Here is a 24,105-nt window from a genome sequence, read left to right as displayed (position 1 = left end):
GTAAGACATGGGGCTTGCAGCGTGAAACTTTGTTTCACTCGCTTTTCATTTCTTGGTTCTAAGTGATTTCCTAATGTGTAGTTTTCTTTTGCAACCTACGGGAGCAAAAGCAAGATTGTCATGACAATGACACATCTTGAATTATCTGACTTTTCCATGAAATGTTTCTGAAAAATTCATTTTCAGTCTAAGCGTTCAATTGTTCCTTAAAACGTTCTTTTTGTGAGACTATCCTTGGCTTATATAATACTACCATTGACATGTTATAATTCTCATGGGATATAAATCTTGAATTTTGCAGCCCGTTTGGTAAATGTCAGATTCTAACATGGGAATCTTTTTTTTGACTGCTTTTACATCCACCCATGGAATTATCGTTACTTTGAATATAATATGGAAATTCCTATACATATAGATTTTATAGCCTTAGTTATATTGTTAGGGGTTTTTCTTGGCCTATTCGTATCCTACTTCATCATCAAAAAATCACTACGCAACAATCTCCCCAACCTTTTTATGGGGCTTTTTATTCTTGCCATATCGCTAACGATGTTGGAAGGCTGGCTGAATTACACAGGGTATATTTTTAGGTTTTTATGGTTATCGAATTTTGCTGAGCCACTGAACTTTTTAATGGCGGGGTTACTCTATTTATTTATCGACTCACAACTTGATGGCCATAGGAAAAAATGTTATTGGGTGCATTTTATCCCTTCACTGCTCTGGTTTGGCATTTGTATGTTTTATTTCTTGCAACCGGATGCAGTGAAATTTAATGATAGTCTTGAGGTAATGGATATGGATTATCCCAGATTAGATGAAAACCAAACTTTTTCAGATGATCCCCTTGGCGTTCGTTCGTATACAAATCTATTGACGGGCATTTATTTTGTAGTTTACATAATTCTTGGGTCACGTAAACTATTGCTTAAAACCAAATCTTCGGGAGAGTCAATTTTTGTGACGAAAAACAAAACCCTTAAGACTATTCGTAATATCTCGTTGCACATAATAATCGTGACGATAATTTTTATTCTGGTAAAGAATACTTTTCATGACGACGTAGGTGACCATTTTATATATCTCTACGTTTCTTTTATGATATTTATGACCGCAATCCAAATCATGAATCAATCTACCTATTACAACGAGGTTTCTTCCTTTTTAGAAGTCCCATCGCTAAAATATATAAAGTCGTCTTTGGAGGAATCTGAAAAAAATACCATTCTCGAGAACATTTTTTCCCAAATGGAGAATGAAAAGTACTTTAAAAGTAGTACGGCCTCATTGTCCGGGTTGGCGAAAGCCATTCATGAAACCCCGCATCATGTTTCACAGGTCATAAATGAGAAAATTGGTAAGTCTTTTTTCGAGCTTTTGGCAACCTATCGTGTCAAGGAAGCGCAGGCCATTTTAAAAACGGATTTGGGTAAAAAACTGACCATTGAAGAAGTTGCGGAACGTGTGGGCTACAATTCAAAGTCCGCCTTCAATTCCGCTTTTAAGAAAATTACTTCTGAGACTCCCTCCGCCTTTCGGGATTCGTAACTCGCTGATATACAATATAAAAATGTGCTTTCCGATAAGGACGAACACCGTACTTATAGGCGAGGTCGTTGGAAGGAGGCGTTGTACAATAGCTTTGTTTCATAATCAAAGAACGAACAGTTATGTACACACAGGCTACACCTAAAAAACCAAGAAAGTATTTTATCGATTGGCTAAGAATCGGACTTATAATAAGCGTATTCTTCTTCCATGTTGGAATGATTTTTAGACCGGAACAATGGCACGTGAACAGTGCGGAATCATTTGAGTTTTTAGACCCTATAATGTGGTGGTTACATCTATGGCGCATGCCGCTATTGTTTCTGGTCTCTGGCATCGGAACATTCTACGCTATGGGCCATAGAACAACTTGGCAATATGTGAAAGAGCGATTGAGAAGACTGTATATCCCATTTACAGTCGGCTTTTTCACTTTAGTACCACTTATGGTCTATGTAGAACGAATTGATCTATACGGCTCATTCTTGGATTTCATCCCCCATATGTTCGATGGAGGACCTTATCCAGTTGGAAATATCTCATGGCACCACTTATGGTTCATTCTTTATTTATTGTTGATTTCATTGATAATAGCACCGTTTTTAAATTATACCAAAAGTGGACATTACAATATGGTCAGGGGAAAATTGATAAACATTGCCTCGAGGAAAATGGGGTTGAATTGGCTGTTGCCCGTTCTCATCATTTCCCAGGTTATTTTGAGACAGTATTTTCCAAACAGTACCCATGCCCTTTATAATGATTGGGCTTACTTTTCCTACTACTTGTTATTCTTTTTGGGCGGATTTATCCTATTTACAAGTGACAAAGTAATTAGGGCTCTTACCAAGGATAGGCGATTGTACTTGTATCAAACCATCCTATTTACTGTATTGCTCTTTTCATTGCAATCAATTTTCGTAGAACCTTCCATAGTTCAGGATTACACTCGAGGAATAACCGAAATGGTCATTTCATTGTCCTGCGGATTGACGGCAATCGGCTATTGTAAAAGATACTTCAACAAGGATCATGTATCACGAAAAGCGTTGAATGAAGCCATTTATCCCTTTTACCTTTTGCATCAACCTGCCTTGATTTTTGTAGGGTATGTCGTCTTACAATGGGATGTTTCCTATGGAATGCAAGCAATTTCAATAACCCTGCTATCATTGGTGTTCATTATAGGATGTTATTGGTTCATTCAAAAATTTAATGTTCTGAGAGTTGTTTTTGGAATGAAGCCAAAAAAGAAACAAGGTGTGGTAGCCAACGCAGTCCCAAAATCCCCCGTATTTGATAAATAACTGGTTCAACCCTTAAAAAACAAAGATGAAACTATTCAGAAAAATACGACAGTCCCTTATAGAAGAAGGGAATTTAAAACGATATGTTCTATATGCCCTAGGCGAAATCCTGTTGGTCATGATCGGGATAAGTTTGGCCTTTCAAGTCAATAACTGGAACGATAATCGAATAAAGGGCAATGCTGAGATTCAATATTATGAAAATGTACGTAATCAGATAGCGAACGATAGAGAATTGATTTTGGAGCAAATGAACATGAACAAGAGCTTTATGTTTCAATTTAATTACGCCAACGAAATTCTGGAAGATAATAATAGAAGCAAAATGGACACTCTGGGGCTTATTGTTCGTAAACTGACCCAATATACCGATTTTGACCGTCAAGGAAATATTTACGAAACCTTGGTAAACAGCGGGGAGATCAAACTCTTACGCAATCACGACATCATTAATGGGATTCGACTCCTAGAGGAAAAATACCTGTATATCAATCGAATTGAGAACATTCATTATGATGCCATGATGAATTATGTAGTGCCCAGTATAACTCCCCTTTTAAAATTTTCGGACGGGAAAATTCAGAGCCCTGATGAATTGTACACTTATGAATTTCAAAATCTAGTACTCGCTCTGCTACAAATCATGGAAGAAAAGGACAAGGTATATCAAGAAGCTTTGAACGAAATTGAAGTGATTACAGCTGAAATAAGCAAGGAACTTCTATCCTGAACTTTAACATAACACATTTTAAATATTAATAAATCAATTGAAAACAATCAAAATGAGAACAGTTACAATGAAAACAAGTAAAATTCAAATGAAAATTGCAATGATGGCAATAATGTCCATCTTATTTATCACATCATGTAATAATGACGATGACAATGGTAATTCGCAACCGAATGCAAGTAGGAATGAACCACAGCAGGTAAGTATCGATCTTGGCACACACAAATTAGAAACTTATAGCCAAATCAATGATACAGAATATCTTGTTGTATTTGAATCTGGACTTGGTTATGGTGCTTTCGAGTGGTTCACAACAGGAATAGTAGACGAAATTGGAGATTTATCAGATGTATTGCTTTATGATAGAGCAGGTTATAATAATTCTGAAATTGGTCCAAGCCCCAGAGATATTGAGACTTTAACCTCCGATTTGGAAATGGTCGTGGAGCCCTATTTAAATGGAAGAAAAATGATATTGGTTTGTCATTCTCTTGGAGGACTAATTGCTAGAGATTATGCAATCAAAAATCCAGATAAAGTAGCATCAATCCTTTTTATTGATCCAACACATGAATCTTTTCACAATCTTAATCAAGCTAAAGAAGATTTCGTCTATGAAATTTATGTAGGTCTTTTTGGAACGGAAAATCATGGGGCACCAATGGAAGCCAGAGAGTTAATAGAAGATGATATATATGCCACAAACTTTACCGATTTGCCGAACATACCCATAACGGTGCTTACAAGTATGAAACAGGATCAGAATAATAACGATACCGATGAACTTCATGAAGGTACTAGACAAACTTGGTATGATGCACACGAAGAATTAGGAGTTGGCATCTCCGACTTTACTCATATTAGTACGGTACACTCAGGACATGGTATAAATTTCGAGGAGCCAAGTCTAGTAATAGCACACATCATAATATTATTATCAAAATAGAATTGACAATTATAAATCAAAGAATTAAAAGTAAATCAAAATGAAAACAATAAACAAAATTTTAGTAGGATTAACATTGCTAGTAGTATGGTCAGCCAGTGTTACAGCCCAAGAATTAAAGGTAGAAGCGGTATCTTCTGTAAGCATTGATGAACTTCCCGAATACGTGGTTGTTACTTCAGAGAATACCAAACTTATTGGGGGAATCAATATTAATATCGATTATAAAAAATCTGCTTACGAAAAGGTTTTAAGGGAACTGGAATCCTTACTTCAAAACAGGAAAAAACTTCGAATCAGAAATCAAACCGATTTATTGAACGCCATGTCCAAACTTGGCTTTGAGTATATCAATGCCTATAATGGCAAAGAGAACAATATAAGTCTTGGTTCAGGAAAGGATGTAGAAGTCATCGGTGGTCAGGCCAAGTACCGTGTTAATATGGTATTCAAAAAGAAGGAAAAGTATCAGAGTTGATTTAAAAAAGAAACGAAGACCAATGAGCTCAATCGTAACTTGTTTGTGCTCATTGGTTTTTAATTTGATGAATGCCCGTAAACCCGAACCGACCGATGAAACCAGAGAGAAAACTAAGCCTACAAAACATTTACATAATCATGGGAATTTCCATGGTTTTTGGGCTTTCATATAACTACTTCTTCTATTCACATACGTTTATAGAGTTTTTTGAGGCTGGCAGTATAGGTGTTATTTTAGGTCTGCTTATTGGAGTTTTGGAAGAGTTTGTTTTCAAGAAAGCATTTCATAAAATTTCTTCTCTAGCTGTAACCATAATTAGGTCATTGTTATACTCTTTGCTTATAAGCACCATTTTGGCCTTGGTATTGGCTATCGAAAATGTTTTTAAATATAATACCAGTTATTCAGAAGCAGTAATTCAATATCTGATTGGCCCTGAGTATAGACGAGATTTTCTATTCAGTTTGTCGTTTATTGCAATAACACTCTTTTTACTGCAGATTATACACCTCATTGGGAGGGCGAATTTTTTAAGATTATTTTTTGGGATGTATCGTCAACCACGTGAAGTTTCTAGATTGTTCATGTTTCTAGACCTTAAAAGTTCGACATCTATAGCTGAAAAATTGGGCAACAAAATGTACAGTGCCTTTATAAGGGATTTCTTTTATGATATTTCGGATGCCATTATTTTGTTCAAAGGAGAAATCTATCAATATGCTGGAGACGAGATAATCTTGGTATGGCCTATCGGAAAGAATAATTTGAATGCTATCCAATGCTTTTATAAGATGGTGGAAATCATTAAAAAAAAGTACAATGAGTATCTTACCAAATATGGCATCATTCCTGAATTCAAAGCGGGCATACATGCCGGAAAGGTTATCGTAACGACCGTTGGAAAACTAAAAAAGGAAATCGTCTATCATGGCGATGTTCTGAACACCACCGCAAGAATTGAGGGAAAGTGTAATGAGTTGCAACAAAAACTATTGGTTTCAGAAAATATATTGCCATTTCTACAAAAGGAAAAAGACTATTATATAAAGGTAAAAGGCGAAATTGAACTTAAAGGTAAATCACAAAAACTTCCTCTTTATGGAGTGCAATTAGCTACCCAAAGACAATTTTTGTGTTAGTTTCGTCGTCTCAAAAAACGGCCGTTTACTTTTACTCAGCTGAAGATTTAATTTAAATTCTTCAACAAGTCCCATTTCTGGTCTTTTTTAATGGTATCGTTAAAAGACCTTTTATAAAACCAAAGATTTGAAATTCCAGACACCACTACTCATCTTTGATTACACTTAATTATTCTAATTCAGATTATATCAAGTAATTTTTTTATTAATAGGTAAAAGATGTACAAAGAAAAATGTAATTTGGGATAGCGCGGTGAAATAATGATAAAAGGAATATTATCTCGGAAAATTAAATCCTTTTCTTAGAATTTTGTCTCCCCTTTACTGAAATTTGGCTATTTTTAAAATCAATTGATGTTCTTTTAGTTTTTTGGATTAATAGGCGACCACTTCGGTTACCGCCCAAGGAAATAAAAATGTAAGTAATTGTTTTTCAGTATAATAGATTATAGGTTTGGGACCCGTCCAGACCGCTAGAAATCCCTTTTAACTTTATGGTTATTAGGGATTTTTATTTTTATTCAGGTTCGTTTCCCCATCTATTCCCCATTTTTGCTGAATTGTAGATTATTCTTACTTCTTGGGTAGATATATATCGTGCACAAGCACTTATGAATAATGCGGCCAGCTACGAGCAAATTAATATTTACTGCTTTGAACTTTTTAAAGACTTTTTTGAAGAAGAATATTTTACTTGAGGATAACTTATGGTTTAAATAATTCTTGTTTAAGAATTCTCTCTAAATCTCCAAACCATCTTCCTCCACTCGTAGTTAGCATTATTAATCCTACATTCTTTTCAGGTGAGAAAACATAACAACTGGCGTAACCATCTAAATCTCCACCGTGGCCATATCTTGTCCAGTTGTCTTTAATAGTTTTGGATAAGCCAAACCCATAATGCGAGCCATCAATTCCATCACTTTCTGTTAGTATTAGAGGATTATCTGTAATGCTGTCTTTGCTAAAGTTTCTGTATGCCTCAATTTGAGAAATCATCAATTTAGATAGGTCCGTAATATTGGAATAGATACCGCCAGCAGGTGTCATTTTTCCCATTTTCCAAGGCTCAGACTTTAAAGTGCGGTCGTCTTTTCTGTAAGGGAAAGCTATGAGTTTACTTTGCCGCTGGTCTGGATGAATAAAAGTATTATCCATACCGTACTTATCTGTAATGTAAAACTTAACAAGTTCTGAATATGTTTTGCCACTGACCAACTCACAAACATATCCAATAATGGCATAACCATAATTAGAATATCCCATTTCAGAATTAGGTTCGAAAGCAAGTTCTGTAGAATTTAAGTCAGCAATTAAATCTTTTTCGCTGTAGGGAATTAACATTGCATCACCATCAACTCTCTGGACACTTTTTGCTCGATAAGGAACACCTGAACGTTGTAAAAGCAACAAGCGAGTGGTTATATCTTTTAGCTTCACTTTAGTTTCAGAACTTACAGAGTTTGGTAGATAATTTACCAAAGGCTCATCTAGATTCAGTTTACCGTCTGTAACCAAATTCCTTGCAATTATCGCGGTGAACTTTTTGGTGTCAGAGCCGATTTGAAAAATTGAATTCTTATCAATTCTATCTACACTACTTCTCTCTAAAGTACCAAATCCATCGGTTTGTATTGTAGTGCCATCTATTATACCCACTGCTAAACCGGGAATATTATTGGCAGTCAGAATACTGTCTATAACTCTTTTAATTGAAGAATTATTTATAGTTTGCTGTACAGTTTTACTATCTTCTTTTATGGCTGTTGCTTTATTTTTTTTTGTTTCGCAAGAGTTAAAAACAATAACAGTTAAAAGCGCAAAGAATAACCTTTTCATATGATGAAGTTTTGATGAATATTTAATCTTAAAATATAGTTTTTGTTATTAATTTAATCTTTGAAGAATCTTTGAATTGTTGTAAAATGCCTTATATAAGTTGCTAATGGTAATTATTTATTTGCTCCTTGAATATTTTCAATAATTATGAAGCCGTCTTACCAATTACTATTTCTGGAAATTTGGCACCCTAAAGAAAACTTTGTGTGAGAAGCAACTAATGCCATCGAATTTTGAATCAATTGTATAGAAGAACTTCATAAATTGAAAACATTAGAATAATTGAAGAATGTAGTTAAAGATATAAGAATAATGCCAACTATCAAATATATCTTATTTGCAGCCTGTTTCTCTTTTGACAACAGATAATTAGCATACAGTAAAAGAAGACATTGCAGAATAAAAAGCGGAGGCCCATTCGCATTTTCTATAACATTTAATATAGAAGTATCATCAATTACCAATTTATCGGTAAAATAGGACAGTAAGAAACACACACTAAAAATAATGCTTACCAGAAATAGGATAAGTGGCTTTTTATTTGACATCTTTTTTTTATTTAATAAAATGCTTATAGTATTTTCTTGAATAAGCTAGTAGTAGTTGTAAAATGTTATGATTTATTTGAGAATGGTACTTGCTTTAATACACTCTCTTTTTTAGCCCTAGATACCGGTACTATTAAATTATATTTCAACTCTATTGATACTTTGTCATTATCTCTCCGCAATCTTCTAAAGTATTTTGGATTAATTAAGTAGGACCTGTGGTTCTTAAACAACTCAGGAAGTATTAATTCAATTTCAGATATCTTAATTCTTAAAGATTGCTGTATGACTTCATTATTTTCTTCATAGAATATATCTACATAAATATTATCAGACTTTACATAAATAATATTCTGTTTCTTCAATTTAAGCAATTCATATTTTCCGGAACCTCTAATGACAACTTCTGCTTTTTTGGCCTCATCCTTTTCGGCGTCTTTCTTACCTTTTATCAAAGCACTAAGAATTCTTGAAATAATGATAAAAGGCAAAATAATTATAAGTGAAGGAATGTAGATAAGTCTAGCGTATTTTAAATATGAATAGGCGTATCTATAATGTTCTATTCCAAAATAGTAAACAACATACATAAAACCAGAAGCAATTAAGAGTGCAGTAGCCAAAAAAATGATTTCAAAACCAAGGTTCCAAGACTCATATTTTTGGTACAAATATCTTTGAGGATAAAGGGCTAGGTAATAACTAAACCCTCCGAAAAATCCATAAAAGGGAATTACTTCTAGCTTCTTATAAAAATCAAAGCGAGATAACTCAAAAGGTTCTGGAAACCATAAGAAAACAAATATCCATAACGCAAGAGCAACAGAAATAATAAAATGAGGCCTGTTTCCTTTTTGAAAAGGATATTTGTTTTTGAAAACTTTATAGATATTCTCTACTCCCATTTATTTAAAAAGTTTAATCAATTGGTTTTCGTTTTCTTCAGTTACTATTACTAATAGTTCTCTTGAACCCAATTTACCCTCCTTGTAAACTTTACTTCCTACAGTCCATCTTTCTTTTTTAGTTGTTCCGGGCATCATTGCAAAACCATAGCTAAACTGACTACCGTCATTTTTAGGGCCTACTACTACAAGATTTTTACGATTCCAAGAATTATTTTTTATTCTTATCCATTTTATTGCCTGATTAGGTTGTGTACTTTTTTCTACACTATCACCAATAACAGAAGTAGGCTTATTTACAAATTCAAGTCGCGCTTTATCACTCAAAGTTTGTTTCACTTCGTTAACGACATTAATAATTGTCTTGCTGCTTCCCGTAATAGTTATTGAAGCATTTTTTGCTATTAATTGTGATGCATCTACAATTCCTTTTTTTGCTTCAATAATTAAATTATCTGTAGTTCCACTGGTTTTCAAATTGCCTATAGGTGCTATTATTTTTAATTTTTCGTTACTAAAATTCTTAAGAATAGTATTGTCGTGCGTTCCTGTTTCAATCATAGTTAAGTCTGGTGCACCAATCTCTATTTCTATTTTTTGTGATGCTTGTATCCATTCTAACTGATTTAAGTGCAATATGCCATTTTCAACATTTCTGTCAATAAGATTTATAAGGTTGTCATCTGCTTTAATAGTAATCTTATTATCGGCTTTATCATCTACTATAACTTTTGCATAAATATCGATTTTCAGACCTTGAATTTTTTCTAATTCAAAAGTTTTAGTTGTTATATTTTTATCTCCTTTTACCTGCGCAATTCCTAATGAGCTTATCAGTAAAATTGCAATCACCACTTAGTTTTTTATATTTATTTTGTTTTAATTAAGGTTATTAGTGTGTTAAGTTCAGTATCCTGATTATTAATAAAGTCCTGTGCGTTTTTCTCAATAGAGATGTGTGGTTTAACACCTCCATCTATAGGTTTTTGGCTCGTGGGGACATATTGATGTATTACTGGAATATCCAGTTCAACCTTTGTATTAGGTAATCGTAAAAAGAACATATAACCACCGTTAGTACCCAATTGATTACCTCCAGTTTCTTGACCAACTAATGTTATGTTATCCATTTGTTTTGCATACGTTGCCATTAAATGAGTTGCAGAACTGTTTGAGGCATCCGTCATTAAGAAAACCTTACCATTATAGTTGTCTTTTTTTGGTTTCATTATTTTTTCACCTACCGAGTATTTCTCTTTTAAGAAATATCTTCCCTCTTTTTGTGTTTCAATCTTTCCATTGAAATCATATGGAAACTTGGCCCAAGTATTTATGTGGTTTTTGAAGCCTGATGGAATATTTAAATACCGAACAGAAGACTGCATTGCTGTAACTTTCAACTGTTTTTGTACAACTCGTTCCAATATGTATTGACCTACCTCGCCTTGTCCACCCTCATTTCCTCGTATATCGATGATGAAATTTGGAATTGACTTGTCGTTAAGCTGTATAAATACATTATCTAAATAAGCTTTCCAATCAAATTCGTTACGATGTACAGAGAAGGACTTAATAGAAAGTCTGGCAATATCCTTATTGATTATTTCAAAATTCCATCCATCTTTTACAGATGTATCCAATTTTCCGTAGCGCTCTATCAGTAGTTTTGTTCTATTTGTTTTAGAAATTGAGTTTACCACTGCTTGAGATTCTTTACCAGTATTTAAATCCTTTAAGCGAAGCGAAAATGTCTTTTGGGTACCAAATTCAATAGGGTAGAAAATATCGAACATCGAAAACTTTTCTTCTCCTGTAACTGCTAAACGTTCTAGTTTCTTTTCATAGTTATTACCGTCTGATGTTACATATTCAGCTAATCTTGATAACACATCATCAGTAGCTATATGATTGATAGTGATTATCTCTAATCCTTTTCTTAACTGTGTGTTTTCGGAAGCGTTTTTGTCAATGAATAGACGTTTTCCAATTCTGTTGAAGGTGAATGGAATTTTATCTGGGTGATAAAAATTAGCCTTTTCCATAAACCCGCCCTGATTCCAAGGATTTGTGAACGTATGGCTACACTTAATTTTTGCTGCAAATTTTGATACAGCACCATAAACTTTAGTCAGCTCGGGATTGCGCTTCATTTCTTCTTCTAAAAGTTGAAAGTCCTCTTGTAATGCAATAGAGTCTCTAAACTTGTAAACATTAGGGTGTATATATTGTACAATTTCTTTTAAGACAGCTATATCTTCTTCAATTTGCTTATCAGTAAATACTAATTTATCTAGTTCTTCTTGGTTGTAATAATTAAACTCGTTGTATATATAATTTCCTGATACTGGCTCGTCTTTAAACCAAATAACCCTATTGTCCGAACCTTGTAACTCGGCTTGACCATTAATTAAGAATTTGAATTTTACATTACGTTTAGAAGTATTGAAATCAATAGAAGCTTCGTAGACTCCATCTCCATCATTATCTACAAGTTTATAATCTTCTTTTTGGGAAAGCGGTGCAATATTTCCTCTGATTGAAACAGTGTTTACATCTTCAAAGTTTTTTGTATCTACTTTAAAGGATACATTTTTCTCTTGTGCATCTGCAGTACATATCATCAGAAAAACAAGAATATGTCCAACGGTCTTTACTCTGCCGTTTATTTGGTTAATAGGTGTTGTTAAAAGTCTATCGTTTTTTAACCTATTACTTATGATGTAATCAAGTCCTAAACGACCAGAGCCCATAATTAAATTATAAAGACTCACCCATAAAAAACCTAAAGCTGGTAGCATTGCCCAAAGACCATTATCCCATTGCTGAAAGAAAATGGCAACAAGCATTGTAACTATAAGAAAGAATGATGAAACTCTTGTTTTTAAGCCTAAGGCTAAACATAAGCCACCAATAGCTTCAGATGCGGCAGCTAACCAAGCGAATAGAAGAGGAAGTGCAGCAAATATCCCTCCGAAGTTTGAAACGTCCTCTACAAACCAATCGGACACCTCAAATAATGATAGATTAGAAGCTTCTGGTGACCAAGGCATCCCAAATTTTGATGCTCCCAAACTAAATGCCAATAACAATCCACAAAATACGCGCGGTATGGCAATAGCTATATCATTTGGTAAATTTGATTGCCTTGTAGATCTAGTAAGTTTTTCTAATAACAATTTCATAAGTATGTTTTTATTGAACAAGTCAAAAGTCCGAAGAACATACATTTTTAGGGTTTCAACTTGTGGTAATGAGGTATCATCCACGAATTGAGACGTATCATTTCATCTAAATAAAGTGTGTTACATTAGTGTTCGCAAGTATTCGGAAGGGGATTTGTTAGTGGCTTTCTTAAAAGCTCGATTAAAGGTTGGTTTACTATTAAAACCGCATTCATATGCAATTCCGATAAGCGATAGTTGCTTGTGCTGACCTTCTGATAATTTGGTTTTAAACTCTTCGATTCTATAACCATTTATAAAGTCATTAAACTTTAGGTGAAATCCTTTATTAATGGTTTCTGAGAGTTCTTCGCGAGAGATAGATAATTTATTTGCTAAAATGACCAGTGTCAAATCTGGTTCCAAAAAGGGTCTGTTACTAGCGAAATAGTGTTCTAAATCTGTCTTTGCACATTGCAGCTTTTCAGATAGTTCGATTGGCGCGACTTCTTGCTTAAGATTTTGAATAGAGTCTCTTTTTTCTTCTTTTAAAAAAGAACCAATTTCAACACCTTTTAAGGCAGATAAATTGGTATAGAACCCTTTAATTCCAACATAGATAATAATTAATCCCGACAGCAAATAGTACCACCATTCTTGAATCCAACTAAGATTTACAATAGTTTCGTCTATCACATTCTGTACGTTATGATATACGTAAAGAATTGTATAGATAACCAAAAAGTTTCTAAGCCATCTAAGCTCAATCTTGTATGTGTTTGAAAAGTATTGTTGTATTTTTTCCTTATAGTTAAATAGTAATTGAAAAGAGAGCACTAAGTAAATTAACATCTGGAATGTAGATGTTAATGTGACAACAGGGTCCAAAAACTTCCATTTAAAATTAATTACCAGGTAGCCATTTTGAGTATCGGCGAAACCAATTTGATTAGCATCATAGACCAAAATGAACGCCCTTATAGCAATAAGTATCAATACAGGGATAAAATGTAGCAGATGCTTTCTGTTAAATCCTTTTTTTGGATTGGTGACTGATATTATATAAAAATAAATTAATGGGGCTAGTGCTAATGATAGAGGTACTAAATAGTAGTTTACTTTAGTATTTCTGAATGTATCATACCAAGACATAAAACCAATAGTGTAACTGGTTTGATGATAGCAAGTGATAAGTAATATGAGAGCTAGGAATAAGTCAGAAATATTTTTGGACTTATAGTATCTTTGAAATAGAAGTAACGTAAAGATTATGCCTTGTAAAGAAAGAAATAATAATGGTGTACTGTAAATGTTAAAATCTGGAAACAAAAAATATTTAGGGTATTATGAATTACGGTTAACTACAAAATTAACATTTTTGAAGGGCAAACTAAAATTCAAGAAATGAATAAGAATATACTTTTCGCAACTCACAACAATAACATACATTTCACAACAAATTATAGCAACCCTAATTTTTAAGACTATTTATCGTGGTATGTTGAAACTAATTTTTAATTAGTGATTTGTAAGAGAAAAATATTGAAATACTTAAAGTCAATACTTTCAGTAGCTATACTTTTTGGATTGTTGGGCTGTTCAAAAGAAAGTAAAAGGATTATTCAAGAAGACAAGCAACTATTGGACTATTACTTGGCAGAAGAAGAATCTGATAGCAGAGGTTATAGTTATTTTGTAATTAAAGGAGATAAATAACGTTTACCAACATATTGTATAGCTGCGGACGGAATTTCCACTCGTAAATTCCAGCCTGATTCGCTAACTTCGGTTCAACGACATAAAAAATATTATTTATGTTAAGTGGAGATGTCAAACACATGACCGTTACTAACGTTTAAACAAACGACCATCTGACAGGCCTTTAATACAGGATGTTTCAGCAAAAAGTTTGAGTCCCTACCAGAACGTAAAAAGCTCTTAAGAAATTAAGAGCTTTTTTTATTCCCTCAATATACATCGAAACCCCGTATGTTCAAGACCGGTATCTGGCGTTGAGCTCATTCTGGCGGCTAGCCGATAACCAGTACAATAGCTTTCTGCACAAAGAAAAGAACCACCTCGAACTACTTTTTGTTGTTTTTCATTATGGTATTTTTTAAAATAACCATTCTCACGCTTATCCAGTAAGGTGTAGGCGTTCGGGTAATAGGTGTCTAAACACCACTCCCAGACATTACCTGCCATATCAAATAAGCCATAACCGTTGTTTGAAAATGTTTTTATGGGAGCGGTTTTTATGTAGCCATCTTGATTACTGTTTTGAACTGGAAAATCGCCCTGAAAGAAGTTTGCACTCCGTGTGGCTTTTGAAAATTCATCACCCCAGAAATACTTCAGGTCTTCAGTACCGCCTTTGGCAGCATATTCCCATTCCGTTTCTGTAGGTAGTTGTTTTCCTGCCCAGTGGGCATAAGCCATTGCGTCATACCAAGATACTTGAACTACGGGGTGATTGTCTTTTCCTTCAATAGAACTATTAGGGCCATAGGGATGTTTCCAATTGGCGCCAATTTCAAATTTCCACCATATCGCCGAATCCAACTCATCGAACACCAGTGATCCAGCTTCATAAGTTTTTCCTTCTATGATAGCTGGTCTTTCTGCTGTGGTTGTATAGCCAGTGGCTTCAATAAACTTACTGAATTGACTATTGGTGACTTCAGAAATATCCATCCAAAATCCGTTTACTTTTTCCATATGTCGTGGAAGTTCATCTGCCCGTGCCTGATTGCTTATACCGCCCATCATAAAAGAACCTCCATTAATTTTCTTCATTTGTAACGTGTCTTTTAACGGATTTTCTTTTTTAGGGAGTTTGTCTATTTCGAGCAGGTAAGACTCATGATAACTTAATTTTTTTACAGGGCTACTTTTGACATCACTTTTTTCTTTTGTATTGCAGGCAGCGAGTATGGTCAAAATTAAAATGACAGAATAAATGCTTTTTTTCATTTTTGTTAGGTTGCAACTTAGAGGTTGTCTACTTTAATTGACAAAAAATAAAGATATTTAAACGGGTTCATTTATAGAAATCTAAGAAAATAGATAATCATGATTATTCTTTTGCTTTTAATTAGTGTGGCATTGATCATAGTATTAACTGTAAAGTGGAAAGTTCATCCATTCTTGGCATTATTGGCTGCTGCGTTTTTTTATGCGCTATATGCCAACATGTCTTTTGAATTGATACTCACCTCCATCGAAGATGGATTCGGAGGAACTCTCGGAAAAATAGGCTTGGTCATTTTGCTGGGAGTTATTATTGGTGCGTTTTTAGAAAATTCAGGAGGGGCTTATAAAATGGCCGAAGTAGTTCTTAAAATTATAGGTAAAAAGAGGATACATGCCGCAATGGCGATTATTGGATACATAGTTTCGATTCCTGTTTTCTCTGATAGCGGGTTTATCATCTTAAATCCCTTAAATAAATCATTGTCTAAAAAAGCAGGACTATCCATTGCTGGTACTGCAGTGGCCTTGGCTTTAGGACTATTATTGACCCATGTTATGGTTCCGCCTACACCTGGCCCCATCGCAGCAGCAGCAATTCTTGAAGCCGACATTGGTTTGGTGATGTTGATAGGCATTAGTGTGAGCGCATTGTCATTAATAGTAGCCATAGTTTATTCTAAAAGAATTGCGGGTAAAACCTATATTGACCCAAACCCCGAGTTATCCGAGAATCAGATTAAAACCAAAATGTTGGAAGCTCCAAGCGCTTTTAAGTCATTTTTGCCCATATTAATCCCTATTTTATTAATTGTGACTAAATCATTATCCACCTTTTTATTGGGAGATGCATATACAGTTGAAGCCTGGTTCAAATTAATTGGTTTTATAGGTTCCCCAGTTATTGCATTGATTATTGGTGTTTTGTTGTCATTTTTATTACCTAAAAAGTTTGATGTGCAATTACTTTCTGATACAGGTTGGGTAGGTAAGGCATTGTTAAGTGCTTCTTCAATAATTTTAATAACGGGTGCTGGTGGAATTTTTGGTAAGATTCTTCAGAACTCAGGGATAGGTGATACCCTTGCCCATTTATTGTCAGGTATTAGCTTAGGTATTTGGTTACCTTTTATATTGACAGCAGCAATAAAAACAGCTCAAGGTTCTTCAACCGTAGCGTTGATTACAGCTGCTTCAATTATGGCTCCATTGATGGTTTCTATGGGTTTTGATACGGAAGCTCAAAGAGCTATGGTCGTAATTGCCATCGGTGCTGGAGCTTTAGTAGTGCCCCATGCCAATGATAGTGGATTTTGGGTAGTTACCCAGTTAACAGGCATGGATATTAAAACCGGTTATAAGCTCTATACTCTTGGGGCGTTTATAACAGGCGTATTTGCGGCTTTAATGGTTTTTCTCATTTCATTTTTCATTTAATTTTACGCGATAATGGAGATTGGAATGATTCGGGCCTTACCTCGAAAATTTAAAGTTGTTTTCTGATGAATGTCTCATGAACTTGTCCAGAGATAGTTACCCAAAAAGAAAAATAAGAGTACTACCCAAATTTTCATAAAACGACTATCTTTAAGTAGCCAATAAACAACATATGGATTTAGTAGTAGGAATAGATATAGGAGGAACCAAAACTAAAATAGGTTTAGTCGATAAAGATGGTAATGTTCATGGACAAGATTTTTTTAGAACGAAAGAATATCCATTACTAGAGGATTATTTAGGAAGGACCAAGAAAACTGTAGATACCCTGATCAAATCGCTTGATATTAAGCCTAACATTTTGGGTTGTGGTATTGGGGCTCCTAATGCCTCCAGTAAACGGGGTACTATTGAAAGTGCTGCCAATTTATTATGGAAAGGCAGTGTGCCTATTTTAGATAAGTTTAAAGAAAAAATGGATGCCCCCATGCGCATTATGAATGACGCGAGTGCAGCTGCTTTGGGTGAAATGCTTTTTGGCAGTGGGCGTAAGATGACTGATTTTATTGCCATTACTTTAGGCACTGGCTTCGGTGCCGGCATTGTTGCTAATGGACAGTTAATCGATGGGTATGATGGTTTTGCTGGTGAGCTTGGTCATGTAGATATGACCATTGGTGATGGTCGCTTAACTGGCCTGGGTGTTCGGGGTGGCTTGGAAGCCTATGTTTCTGCAACAGGTTTAAAGCGAACCATAATGTATATGTTGAGCAAGTATATGGACGATAGCCGTTTTCGAAATATTGCTTATAATGACTTACATGGAGAAGAAATTACCCAAGCTGCCGAAGAAGGTGATATTATTGCTATAAAAGCTTTTGATTATACCGCTAAAATGATGGCACAAGCCTTAGCTAATTTTACTGCGTTTACCCAGCCAGAAGCCTTTGTTTTAATGGGTGGACTTACCAATAGTGGTAAATGGATCTTAGATCCCTTGAATACATATTTTAATGAGTTTTTATTGGATGTTTATAAGGGGAAAGTAAAGATTATCGAATCAGGGATGCCCGGAAAAACTGCAGCGATTTGCGGAGCTGCCGCATTGATTTGGGAAAAACACAAATAGAACAATTTCTTTCATATCTTTGTGCCGTTGTGTTGAGTTTCAACTTAAGTTGAGACTAGGTAATGCACAAAATGTGCAAACCAATGAAAGGCTTTCCTTATGGGAGGCTTTTTTTGTTTAAGGAAATTCTGAGTGAATTACGGTATGTACTAATGATGCGGCAAGCTTTGCTGTTTGATTGTCTATATCGAATTTAGGATTCATTTCCGCAATATCTAGGCTTATCAATTTGCCTGAGGCTATAATGATCTCCAATGATTCTAAAACAATATCTGGTGAGAAACCTAGAGGAGAGGGAGCACTTACACCAGGGGCGTAAGCAGATGAAAAGCCGTCAAGGTCAATGGTAACATAGACATGATTGACTTTTTCCATAAAAGCACGAATCCAAGTGTTGATTTCCTTAGTGAATTGAATTCGGAACGTATTTTTTTCTACATAGGTAACATCAGATTCTTGGGCAGTTTGAAAGAGTTTTTTATCATTGGCATCACTTCTGATGCCAAGGCACAAATAATGAAATGGTTCATTTTCGTTTGCAATCTGAAAAAAAGGTGTGCCCGAAGTGGGGCCTTGATCATCTGTTCTCAAATCAAAATGGGCATCAAAGTTTATAATGCCGATTGAAGGTCTTTTGTTGGCCTCCATCAAGTGTTTTTTGATACCGTTAAAATGTCCGTATGCAATATCATGTCCTCCACCCAAAAGAATTGGGATTGTATTTTTTTGTAGAAGCTCATAAACCAAATGAGCAAGGGCGCCTTGTATTTTTTCTAAATCTCCATTGGGGCAAATGATATCACCGGCATCAATTAATGATACATTTTTTTCTAAGTGATTCGGCATTTTCGCCAAAGCTTGTCTAATTACCAATGGGCCTCCTTTGGCACCGATACGTCCTTGATTTCTCTTGACACCTTCATCGCAAGCATAACCCAATAGAACGAAAGTGCTTTTGCTTTTTTCGATTTTAGAAATGGTCTTCAATTCAACTTTTTCATGCAAATAGAGCTCAGCGTCTGATGTTCTGCCATGCCAATGCTCTTTTTTTGGGGGAATATAGTCTTGCATTTTTTCTAAATCAAATTTTCAAATACCTCATCATCTACGATATTAGGTAACGTAACCTTAAGGTTTTTAGAACGCTCCATTTCACGTTTAATTGCGAAAAGGGCTTCTTCGTTTCGTGCCCAACTTCTTCTGGCAATACCATTATTCACATCATAAAATAGCATGTTTTTTAATCGGTTTTCGGCTTCTTTACTCCCGTCCAATAACAGTCCAAAACCTCCATTGATGACTTCGCCCCATCCAACACCACCACCATTGTGAATAGACACCCAAGTTGCACCCCTAAAACTATCACCGATTACATTGTGCATGGCCATATCTGCTGTAAACTTACTACCGTCATAAATATTGCTGGTCTCTCTATATGGTGAATCCGTACCGCTAACATCATGATGGTCGCGCCCCAATACTACTGGTGAAGAAATTTCACCGGTGGCAATAGCATGATTGAAAGCCTCGGCAATTTTTGCCCTACCTTCTGCGTCTGCATATAATATTCTAGCTTGTGACCCCACGACTAGTTTATTTTGCTCTGCTTCTTCAATCCAAGTGATGTTATCTTGTAATTGTTGTTGAATTTCATTTGGAGCTGTTTTTTTGATTTCTTTCATGATTTCAGCTGCAATATCATCTGTTTTAGAAAGATCTTTTGGATTTCCAGACGTACATACCCACCTAAATGGCCCAAACCCATAATCAAAACACATGGGTCCTAATATGTCTTGCACATAAGATGGATATTTAAAATCAATATTATTTTCGGCCATAACCGCTCCGCCAGCTCTTGAAGCCTCTAGCAAAAAAGCGTTGCCATAATCAAAAAAGTAAGTTCCTTTTGAACAATGGTTATTTATGGCCGTTACTTGTCTTCTTAAAGATTCTTGAACTTTGACTTTAAATTGATTAGGATTTTCAACCATTAAAATATTTGATTCCTCATAAGATAAACCATCTGGATAATATCCTCCAGCCCAAGGATTATGTAACGAAGTTTGGTCTGAACCTAAATGAATATAGATTTCCTCTTCATAAAATCGTTCCCATACTTCAACGATGTTCCCTATGTAAGCAATAGAGACGATTTCATTTTGTAATACAGCTTTTTTAGTTCTTTTAACTAATAGGTCTATTTGGTCGATTAAGACATCAACCCAACCTTGTTCATGTCTTTTTTTAGCTGCGGCAGAATTCACCTCGGCACAAATGGTGATGCATTTGGCAATATTACCGGCCTTGGGTTGAGCCCCACTCATTCCCCCCAATCCTGCAGTCAAAAAGATTTTGCCTTCTGGTGATTCTCCTTTATTCAGTACTTTTCTAAAAGCGTTCATTACCGTAATGGTGGTTCCATGAACAATCCCCTGCGGTCCAATATACATATAAGAACCAGCGGTCATTTGTCCATATTGGGTAACCCCTAAGGCATTGTATTTTTCCCAATCATCTGGTTTGGAATAATTGGGAATCATCATTCCATTGGTGACTACAACTCTAGGTGCCTCTTTTGAAGAGGGAAATAACCCCATAGGATGACCAGAATAGCTATGAAGGGTTTGTTCATCTGTCATTTCTGACAAATATTTCATGGTCAATAGGTATTGTGCCCAATTTTGAAATACAGCACCATTGCCACCATAGGTTATCAATTCTTCAGGATGCTGTGCTACCGCTGGATCAAGATTGTTTTGGATCATCAACATGATGCCTGCAGCCTGTTGTGATTTTGCAGGATATTCATGTATGGGTCGAGCATACATTTTATAATCGGGTTTAAACCGAAGCATATAGATTCGACCAAATTTAATCAGCTCAGCTGCAAATTCATGGACAAGCTCTTTGTGCCAATCTTTTGGAAAGTAGCGTAGTGCATTACGAATAGCCAGAATCTTTTCTTCATGATTTAAAATATCTCTTCTTTTTGGTGCAGGATTACCATTTTTAGGATACGATTTTGGCTGGGGTAATTCATTAGGAATGCCTTGTTGTACTTGAGTTTTGAAATCCATTTCTATTCTAGCTTCCATTTATTGCTCATTTCTATTGACTACACTGACTCCATTTTTCCATACCCCGTTCGGTTTCAACTGCCCTTGCTGATAGGTGATTTCTTGGTAGTTATTGGTTGGATAACTGACAAAATCAGCAAGAAGGCCTTTTTCCAATATCCCCCTATCTTTCAGTTTTAAGGCTGCAGCAGCCCTATAGGTAATACCAGCCAGTACTTCGGCATTTGATAGTTTTTCGAATGTTCCCAAAATCGTTGCTTGAGTAAGTAAGTCACCCATAGGTGCGGAACCAGGGTTATGGTCGCTAGCAATGGCCAAAGAAGCGCCAGAATCCAATAATTTCCTAGCTGGGGTGAAATCACATCCCAAGCCTATTGATGCTCCTGGCAGTGCAACAGCAACAGTGTTGCTTTTGGCAAGTAAGGCAATTTCCTTATTCGAACTTGCTTCTAGATGATCTGCACTAACCGCTTGATAGTGTATGGCAATTTCACTACCACCAGTACTGAACTGATCTGCATGTACCGTGATATCAAAGCCCAACTGTGTAGCCATGTGAAAATATGGGGCAATATCCAATGCCGAAAAAGCGCCTTCTTCTAGAAAGGCATCGATACGGTTGGTAAGTTGTTCTGATTTTAATAATGGGAATAAATCAACGCTTATTTTGGTTAGATAATCCTTTGCCGAACCTTGCCAATCTTTGGGAACCATATGTGCTGCCAAACAGGTGGGTACTAAATCTTGCAATACGGTTTTATTTGCGATTTTGATAGCTCGTAACATTTTCAGCTCTTCTTCAACGGACAGCCCATAACCGCTTTTAACTTCTAAGGTCGTCACCCCATTTTTGAGATGATGATTACTTCGCTCAGTAACCTTAGCAATGAGCTCGTCTTGATTCACTTTTCTAGTCTGAGTAACGGTATCCCAAATACCTCCGCCTGCTTTGGCAATCTCTAAGTACGTTTTGCCAGAATTGCGCATAGCGTAATCATTGGCACGTGTACCACCAAAACAAATGTGGGTATGGGCATCTATTAATCCGGGCAGGCAAACACGATCTTCTCCAATAATCTCTAGTTCAACTTCATTATTCTTTAGCTCCTCGTACGCACCAATCGCGAGAACTTTGCCCTCAGAAACCAAGATGCCAGCATGCTCCATAATATGAAGTTGCTCATCTTTCAGAGCTCCCTTTAAAGGAAGTCCGCTCATAGGAAGTATTTGAGTAAAAGGGCCTATTAAAATGGGTTTGTTCATATCAGTATGTTTCAAATTCTTGTGAGAAAGGACTGTTCCAAGTGAGGTTGTTTTTTTTCATTGTTTTTTCTACCTGCTGAATAACTTCAATATTTCTTATCATTTGAATTCCAATCGCTATGTCATCTGAAAAGACCCTGTCCTTTGCCGCAAATGAGACCTTACTTCGTATTAAATTATGGACATCATCCAAAAGAACCCCAGATTTTAAAGGTTTTCTAAACTCGAAAGCCTGAGCTGCCGTCAATAATTCGATCGCTAAAATCTTTTCCACATTTTCAATAACCTGGAGGGCTTTACGACCACTTATGGAGCCCATACTGACATGGTCTTCTTGCCCTAAAGAGGTAGGAATGCTATCTGCGCTTGCGGGAAAGCAAAGACTCTTATTTTCACTTGCTAAGGCAGCAGTTGTGTATTGCAAAATCATATAGCCAGAATTGATTCCGGTTTCTTCCATTAACAGTTTTGGTACCCCAGGGCTATTCCCCTCTAAAGCTAAATAAATTCTTCTATCTGAAATATTTCCTAGTTCGGAAGCTGCAAGAGTAGCATAATCCAGAGCCATGGCCAAGGGTTGACCATGAAAACTACCACCACTAATTGTCAATTCTTTATTGATGATAACAGGATTGTCTGTAACAGAGTTCAATTCAATTTCCAATAACTCTTTTAGATGTAACCATGTATTTCTTGATGCGCCATGTACTTGTGGCATGCATCTAAGCGAGTAGGGGTCTTGTACCCGTTCACAATCAATATGGTCTTCTAAGATTTCCGACCCTTGCAATAGTGTTCTAATTCTTGCGGCCACATGTTGGTTTCCTTTGAAGGGACGTAGTTCATGTAATTCTTTGAAAAAGGGTTTTATTGACCCTTGTAGTCCCTCTAGCATCATAGCGCCGATAATATCGGCATGCTTAAGACAGTGTTGTAGTTTTTCAATAACTTTTACAGCATGGGCCGCAATGAACTGTGTTCCATTGATAAGGGCTAAACCTTCTTTGGGTCCAAGTTCAATGGGTTGAAGTTGTTTTTTTCTATATAACTTTTCGGTATTGTATGTTTGTCCTTCATAATCTACTTTTCCCATTCCTATTAAGGGCAAGAATAAATGTGATAAGGGCGCTAGGTCCCCTGAAGCCCCCACAGAACCTTGCGATGGTACTACCGGAATAACATCATTTTCAACATGCCATAACATACGTTCTAAGGTATTTAAGGCAATACCCGAATGGCCTTTGGCAAGGGCATGAATTTTTAAAATGAGCATTAGTTTGGCCACCTCTTTTTCTATTGGTTTTCCGACCCCAACACTATGGCTTTGCAAAATATTTGTTTGTAGAATTTTGGTATCCTCTTTAGATATTTTGGTATTACATAGAGGGCCAAACCCAGTATTGATACCATATACGATGTTGCCTTTTGCTACAATAGCTGCTACGGTTTGAGCAGACTGTATAATTTTTTTGCGTGCTTTTTGAGAAATAAAGCCAGAAATAGTACCTCTTGCCAGGCCTAAAGCTATACCTGCAGTGAGATGGCCTTCACCATAATAGAACGACTTAGGGAGCTGTTGCATGTAGAAAGTTTGATGTTTATCAAAATTAAAGTGTATTTTTAAT

At 35.7% G+C, this 24,105-nt stretch carries 19 protein-coding genes; 9 read left to right on the top strand and 10 right to left on the bottom strand.

What is annotated here, in order from left to right; translation table 11 throughout:
- The first annotated feature begins 393 nt into the window (after positions 1-393).
- The 6 genes from RM706_RS02270 (at position 394) to RM706_RS02245 (ending at position 6,151) form a co-directional block, all read left to right on the top strand.
- Positions 394-1,548, top strand: coding sequence for a helix-turn-helix domain-containing protein (locus RM706_RS02270; RefSeq protein ID WP_311349400.1), 1,155 nt, complete (start codon positions 394-396; stop codon positions 1,546-1,548).
- Positions 1,549-1,670: 122 nt separating this feature from the next.
- A complete protein-coding gene (locus RM706_RS02265; protein ID WP_311349399.1) occupies positions 1,671-2,855 on the top strand; it encodes an acyltransferase family protein in 1,185 nt (394 codons plus the stop codon).
- A gap of 25 nt (positions 2,856-2,880) precedes the next feature.
- Positions 2,881-3,585 (top strand): DUF6090 family protein, encoded by a 705-nt coding sequence (locus RM706_RS02260; protein ID WP_311349398.1) that lies wholly within the window; start codon positions 2,881-2,883, stop codon positions 3,583-3,585.
- A 52-nt stretch (positions 3,586-3,637) separates the two neighbouring features.
- Positions 3,638-4,531, top strand: coding sequence for an alpha/beta fold hydrolase (locus RM706_RS02255; RefSeq protein ID WP_311349397.1), 894 nt, complete (start codon positions 3,638-3,640; stop codon positions 4,529-4,531).
- Between the two features lie 40 nt (positions 4,532-4,571).
- Positions 4,572-5,009: a hypothetical protein gene (locus RM706_RS02250; protein WP_311349396.1), complete on the top strand. Its 438-nt coding sequence runs from the start codon at positions 4,572-4,574 to the stop codon at positions 5,007-5,009.
- A 140-nt stretch (positions 5,010-5,149) separates the two neighbouring features.
- Entirely contained in the window at positions 5,150-6,151 is a 1,002-nt protein-coding gene (locus RM706_RS02245) for an adenylate/guanylate cyclase domain-containing protein (RefSeq protein WP_311349395.1), read from the top strand.
- 705 nt (positions 6,152-6,856) lie between these two features.
- Here RM706_RS02245 and RM706_RS02240 read toward each other — a convergent pair.
- From RM706_RS02240 to RM706_RS02220, 5 genes are all read right to left on the bottom strand, one after another.
- A complete protein-coding gene (locus RM706_RS02240) occupies positions 6,857-7,990 on the bottom strand; it encodes a serine hydrolase domain-containing protein (protein ID WP_311349394.1) in 1,134 nt (377 codons plus the stop codon).
- Positions 7,991-8,603: 613 nt separating this feature from the next.
- Complete coding sequence (locus RM706_RS02235) at positions 8,604-9,443, bottom strand: LytTR family transcriptional regulator DNA-binding domain-containing protein (RefSeq protein ID WP_311349393.1); 840 nt, start codon at positions 9,441-9,443, stop codon at positions 8,604-8,606.
- On the bottom strand, positions 9,444-10,295 hold the full coding sequence (locus RM706_RS02230) for a GIN domain-containing protein (protein ID WP_311349392.1): 852 nt from the start codon (positions 10,293-10,295) through the stop codon (positions 9,444-9,446). It lies immediately after the preceding gene.
- Between the two features lie 17 nt (positions 10,296-10,312).
- Positions 10,313-12,625: a S41 family peptidase gene (locus tag RM706_RS02225; RefSeq protein WP_311349391.1), complete on the bottom strand. Its 2,313-nt coding sequence runs from the start codon at positions 12,623-12,625 to the stop codon at positions 10,313-10,315.
- 120 nt (positions 12,626-12,745) lie between these two features.
- A complete protein-coding gene (locus RM706_RS02220; RefSeq protein ID WP_311349390.1) occupies positions 12,746-13,756 on the bottom strand; it encodes a helix-turn-helix domain-containing protein in 1,011 nt (336 codons plus the stop codon).
- Positions 13,757-14,146: 390 nt separating this feature from the next.
- Here RM706_RS02220 and RM706_RS02215 point away from each other — a divergent pair, with 390 nt between their 5' ends.
- On the top strand, positions 14,147-14,320 hold the full coding sequence (locus RM706_RS02215) for a hypothetical protein (RefSeq protein WP_311349389.1): 174 nt from the start codon (positions 14,147-14,149) through the stop codon (positions 14,318-14,320).
- 243 nt (positions 14,321-14,563) lie between these two features.
- Here RM706_RS02215 and RM706_RS02210 read toward each other — a convergent pair whose 3' ends face one another.
- The gene (locus tag RM706_RS02210) at positions 14,564-15,577 is read right to left on the bottom strand and encodes a formylglycine-generating enzyme family protein (protein ID WP_311349388.1); all 1,014 of its coding nucleotides are present in this window, start codon (positions 15,575-15,577) and stop codon (positions 14,564-14,566) included.
- A gap of 99 nt (positions 15,578-15,676) precedes the next feature.
- Here RM706_RS02210 and RM706_RS02205 point away from each other — a divergent pair, with 99 nt between their 5' ends.
- The gene (locus RM706_RS02205) at positions 15,677-17,011 is read left to right on the top strand and encodes a GntP family permease (protein ID WP_311349387.1); all 1,335 of its coding nucleotides are present in this window, start codon (positions 15,677-15,679) and stop codon (positions 17,009-17,011) included.
- A gap of 172 nt (positions 17,012-17,183) precedes the next feature.
- The gene (locus RM706_RS02200; RefSeq protein WP_311349386.1) at positions 17,184-18,140 is read left to right on the top strand and encodes an ROK family protein; all 957 of its coding nucleotides are present in this window, start codon (positions 17,184-17,186) and stop codon (positions 18,138-18,140) included.
- A gap of 117 nt (positions 18,141-18,257) precedes the next feature.
- Here the strand turns inward: RM706_RS02200 and hutG are convergent, their stop codons facing one another.
- Genes hutG through hutH form a run of 4 tightly spaced genes read right to left on the bottom strand, consistent with a single transcriptional unit; the run spans position 18,258 to position 24,062 of the window.
- On the bottom strand, positions 18,258-19,211 hold the full coding sequence (gene hutG / locus RM706_RS02195) for a formimidoylglutamase (protein ID WP_311349385.1): 954 nt from the start codon (positions 19,209-19,211) through the stop codon (positions 18,258-18,260).
- A gap of 5 nt (positions 19,212-19,216) precedes the next feature.
- A complete protein-coding gene (hutU, locus tag RM706_RS02190; RefSeq protein WP_311350445.1) occupies positions 19,217-21,217 on the bottom strand; it encodes a urocanate hydratase in 2,001 nt (666 codons plus the stop codon).
- A gap of 18 nt (positions 21,218-21,235) precedes the next feature.
- Positions 21,236-22,480, bottom strand: coding sequence for an imidazolonepropionase (gene hutI / locus RM706_RS02185; RefSeq protein ID WP_311349384.1), 1,245 nt, complete (start codon positions 22,478-22,480; stop codon positions 21,236-21,238).
- A 1-nt stretch (position 22,481) separates the two neighbouring features.
- Complete coding sequence (gene hutH, locus RM706_RS02180) at positions 22,482-24,062, bottom strand: histidine ammonia-lyase (protein ID WP_311349383.1); 1,581 nt, start codon at positions 24,060-24,062, stop codon at positions 22,482-22,484.
- Between the last annotated feature and the right edge of the window lie 43 nt (positions 24,063-24,105).

The organism is Croceitalea rosinachiae, assembly GCF_031846445.1.
Classification (GTDB): Bacteria; Bacteroidota; Bacteroidia; order Flavobacteriales; family Flavobacteriaceae; genus Croceitalea; species Croceitalea rosinachiae.
This window is presented reverse-complemented; position numbering and strand designations above follow the sequence as displayed.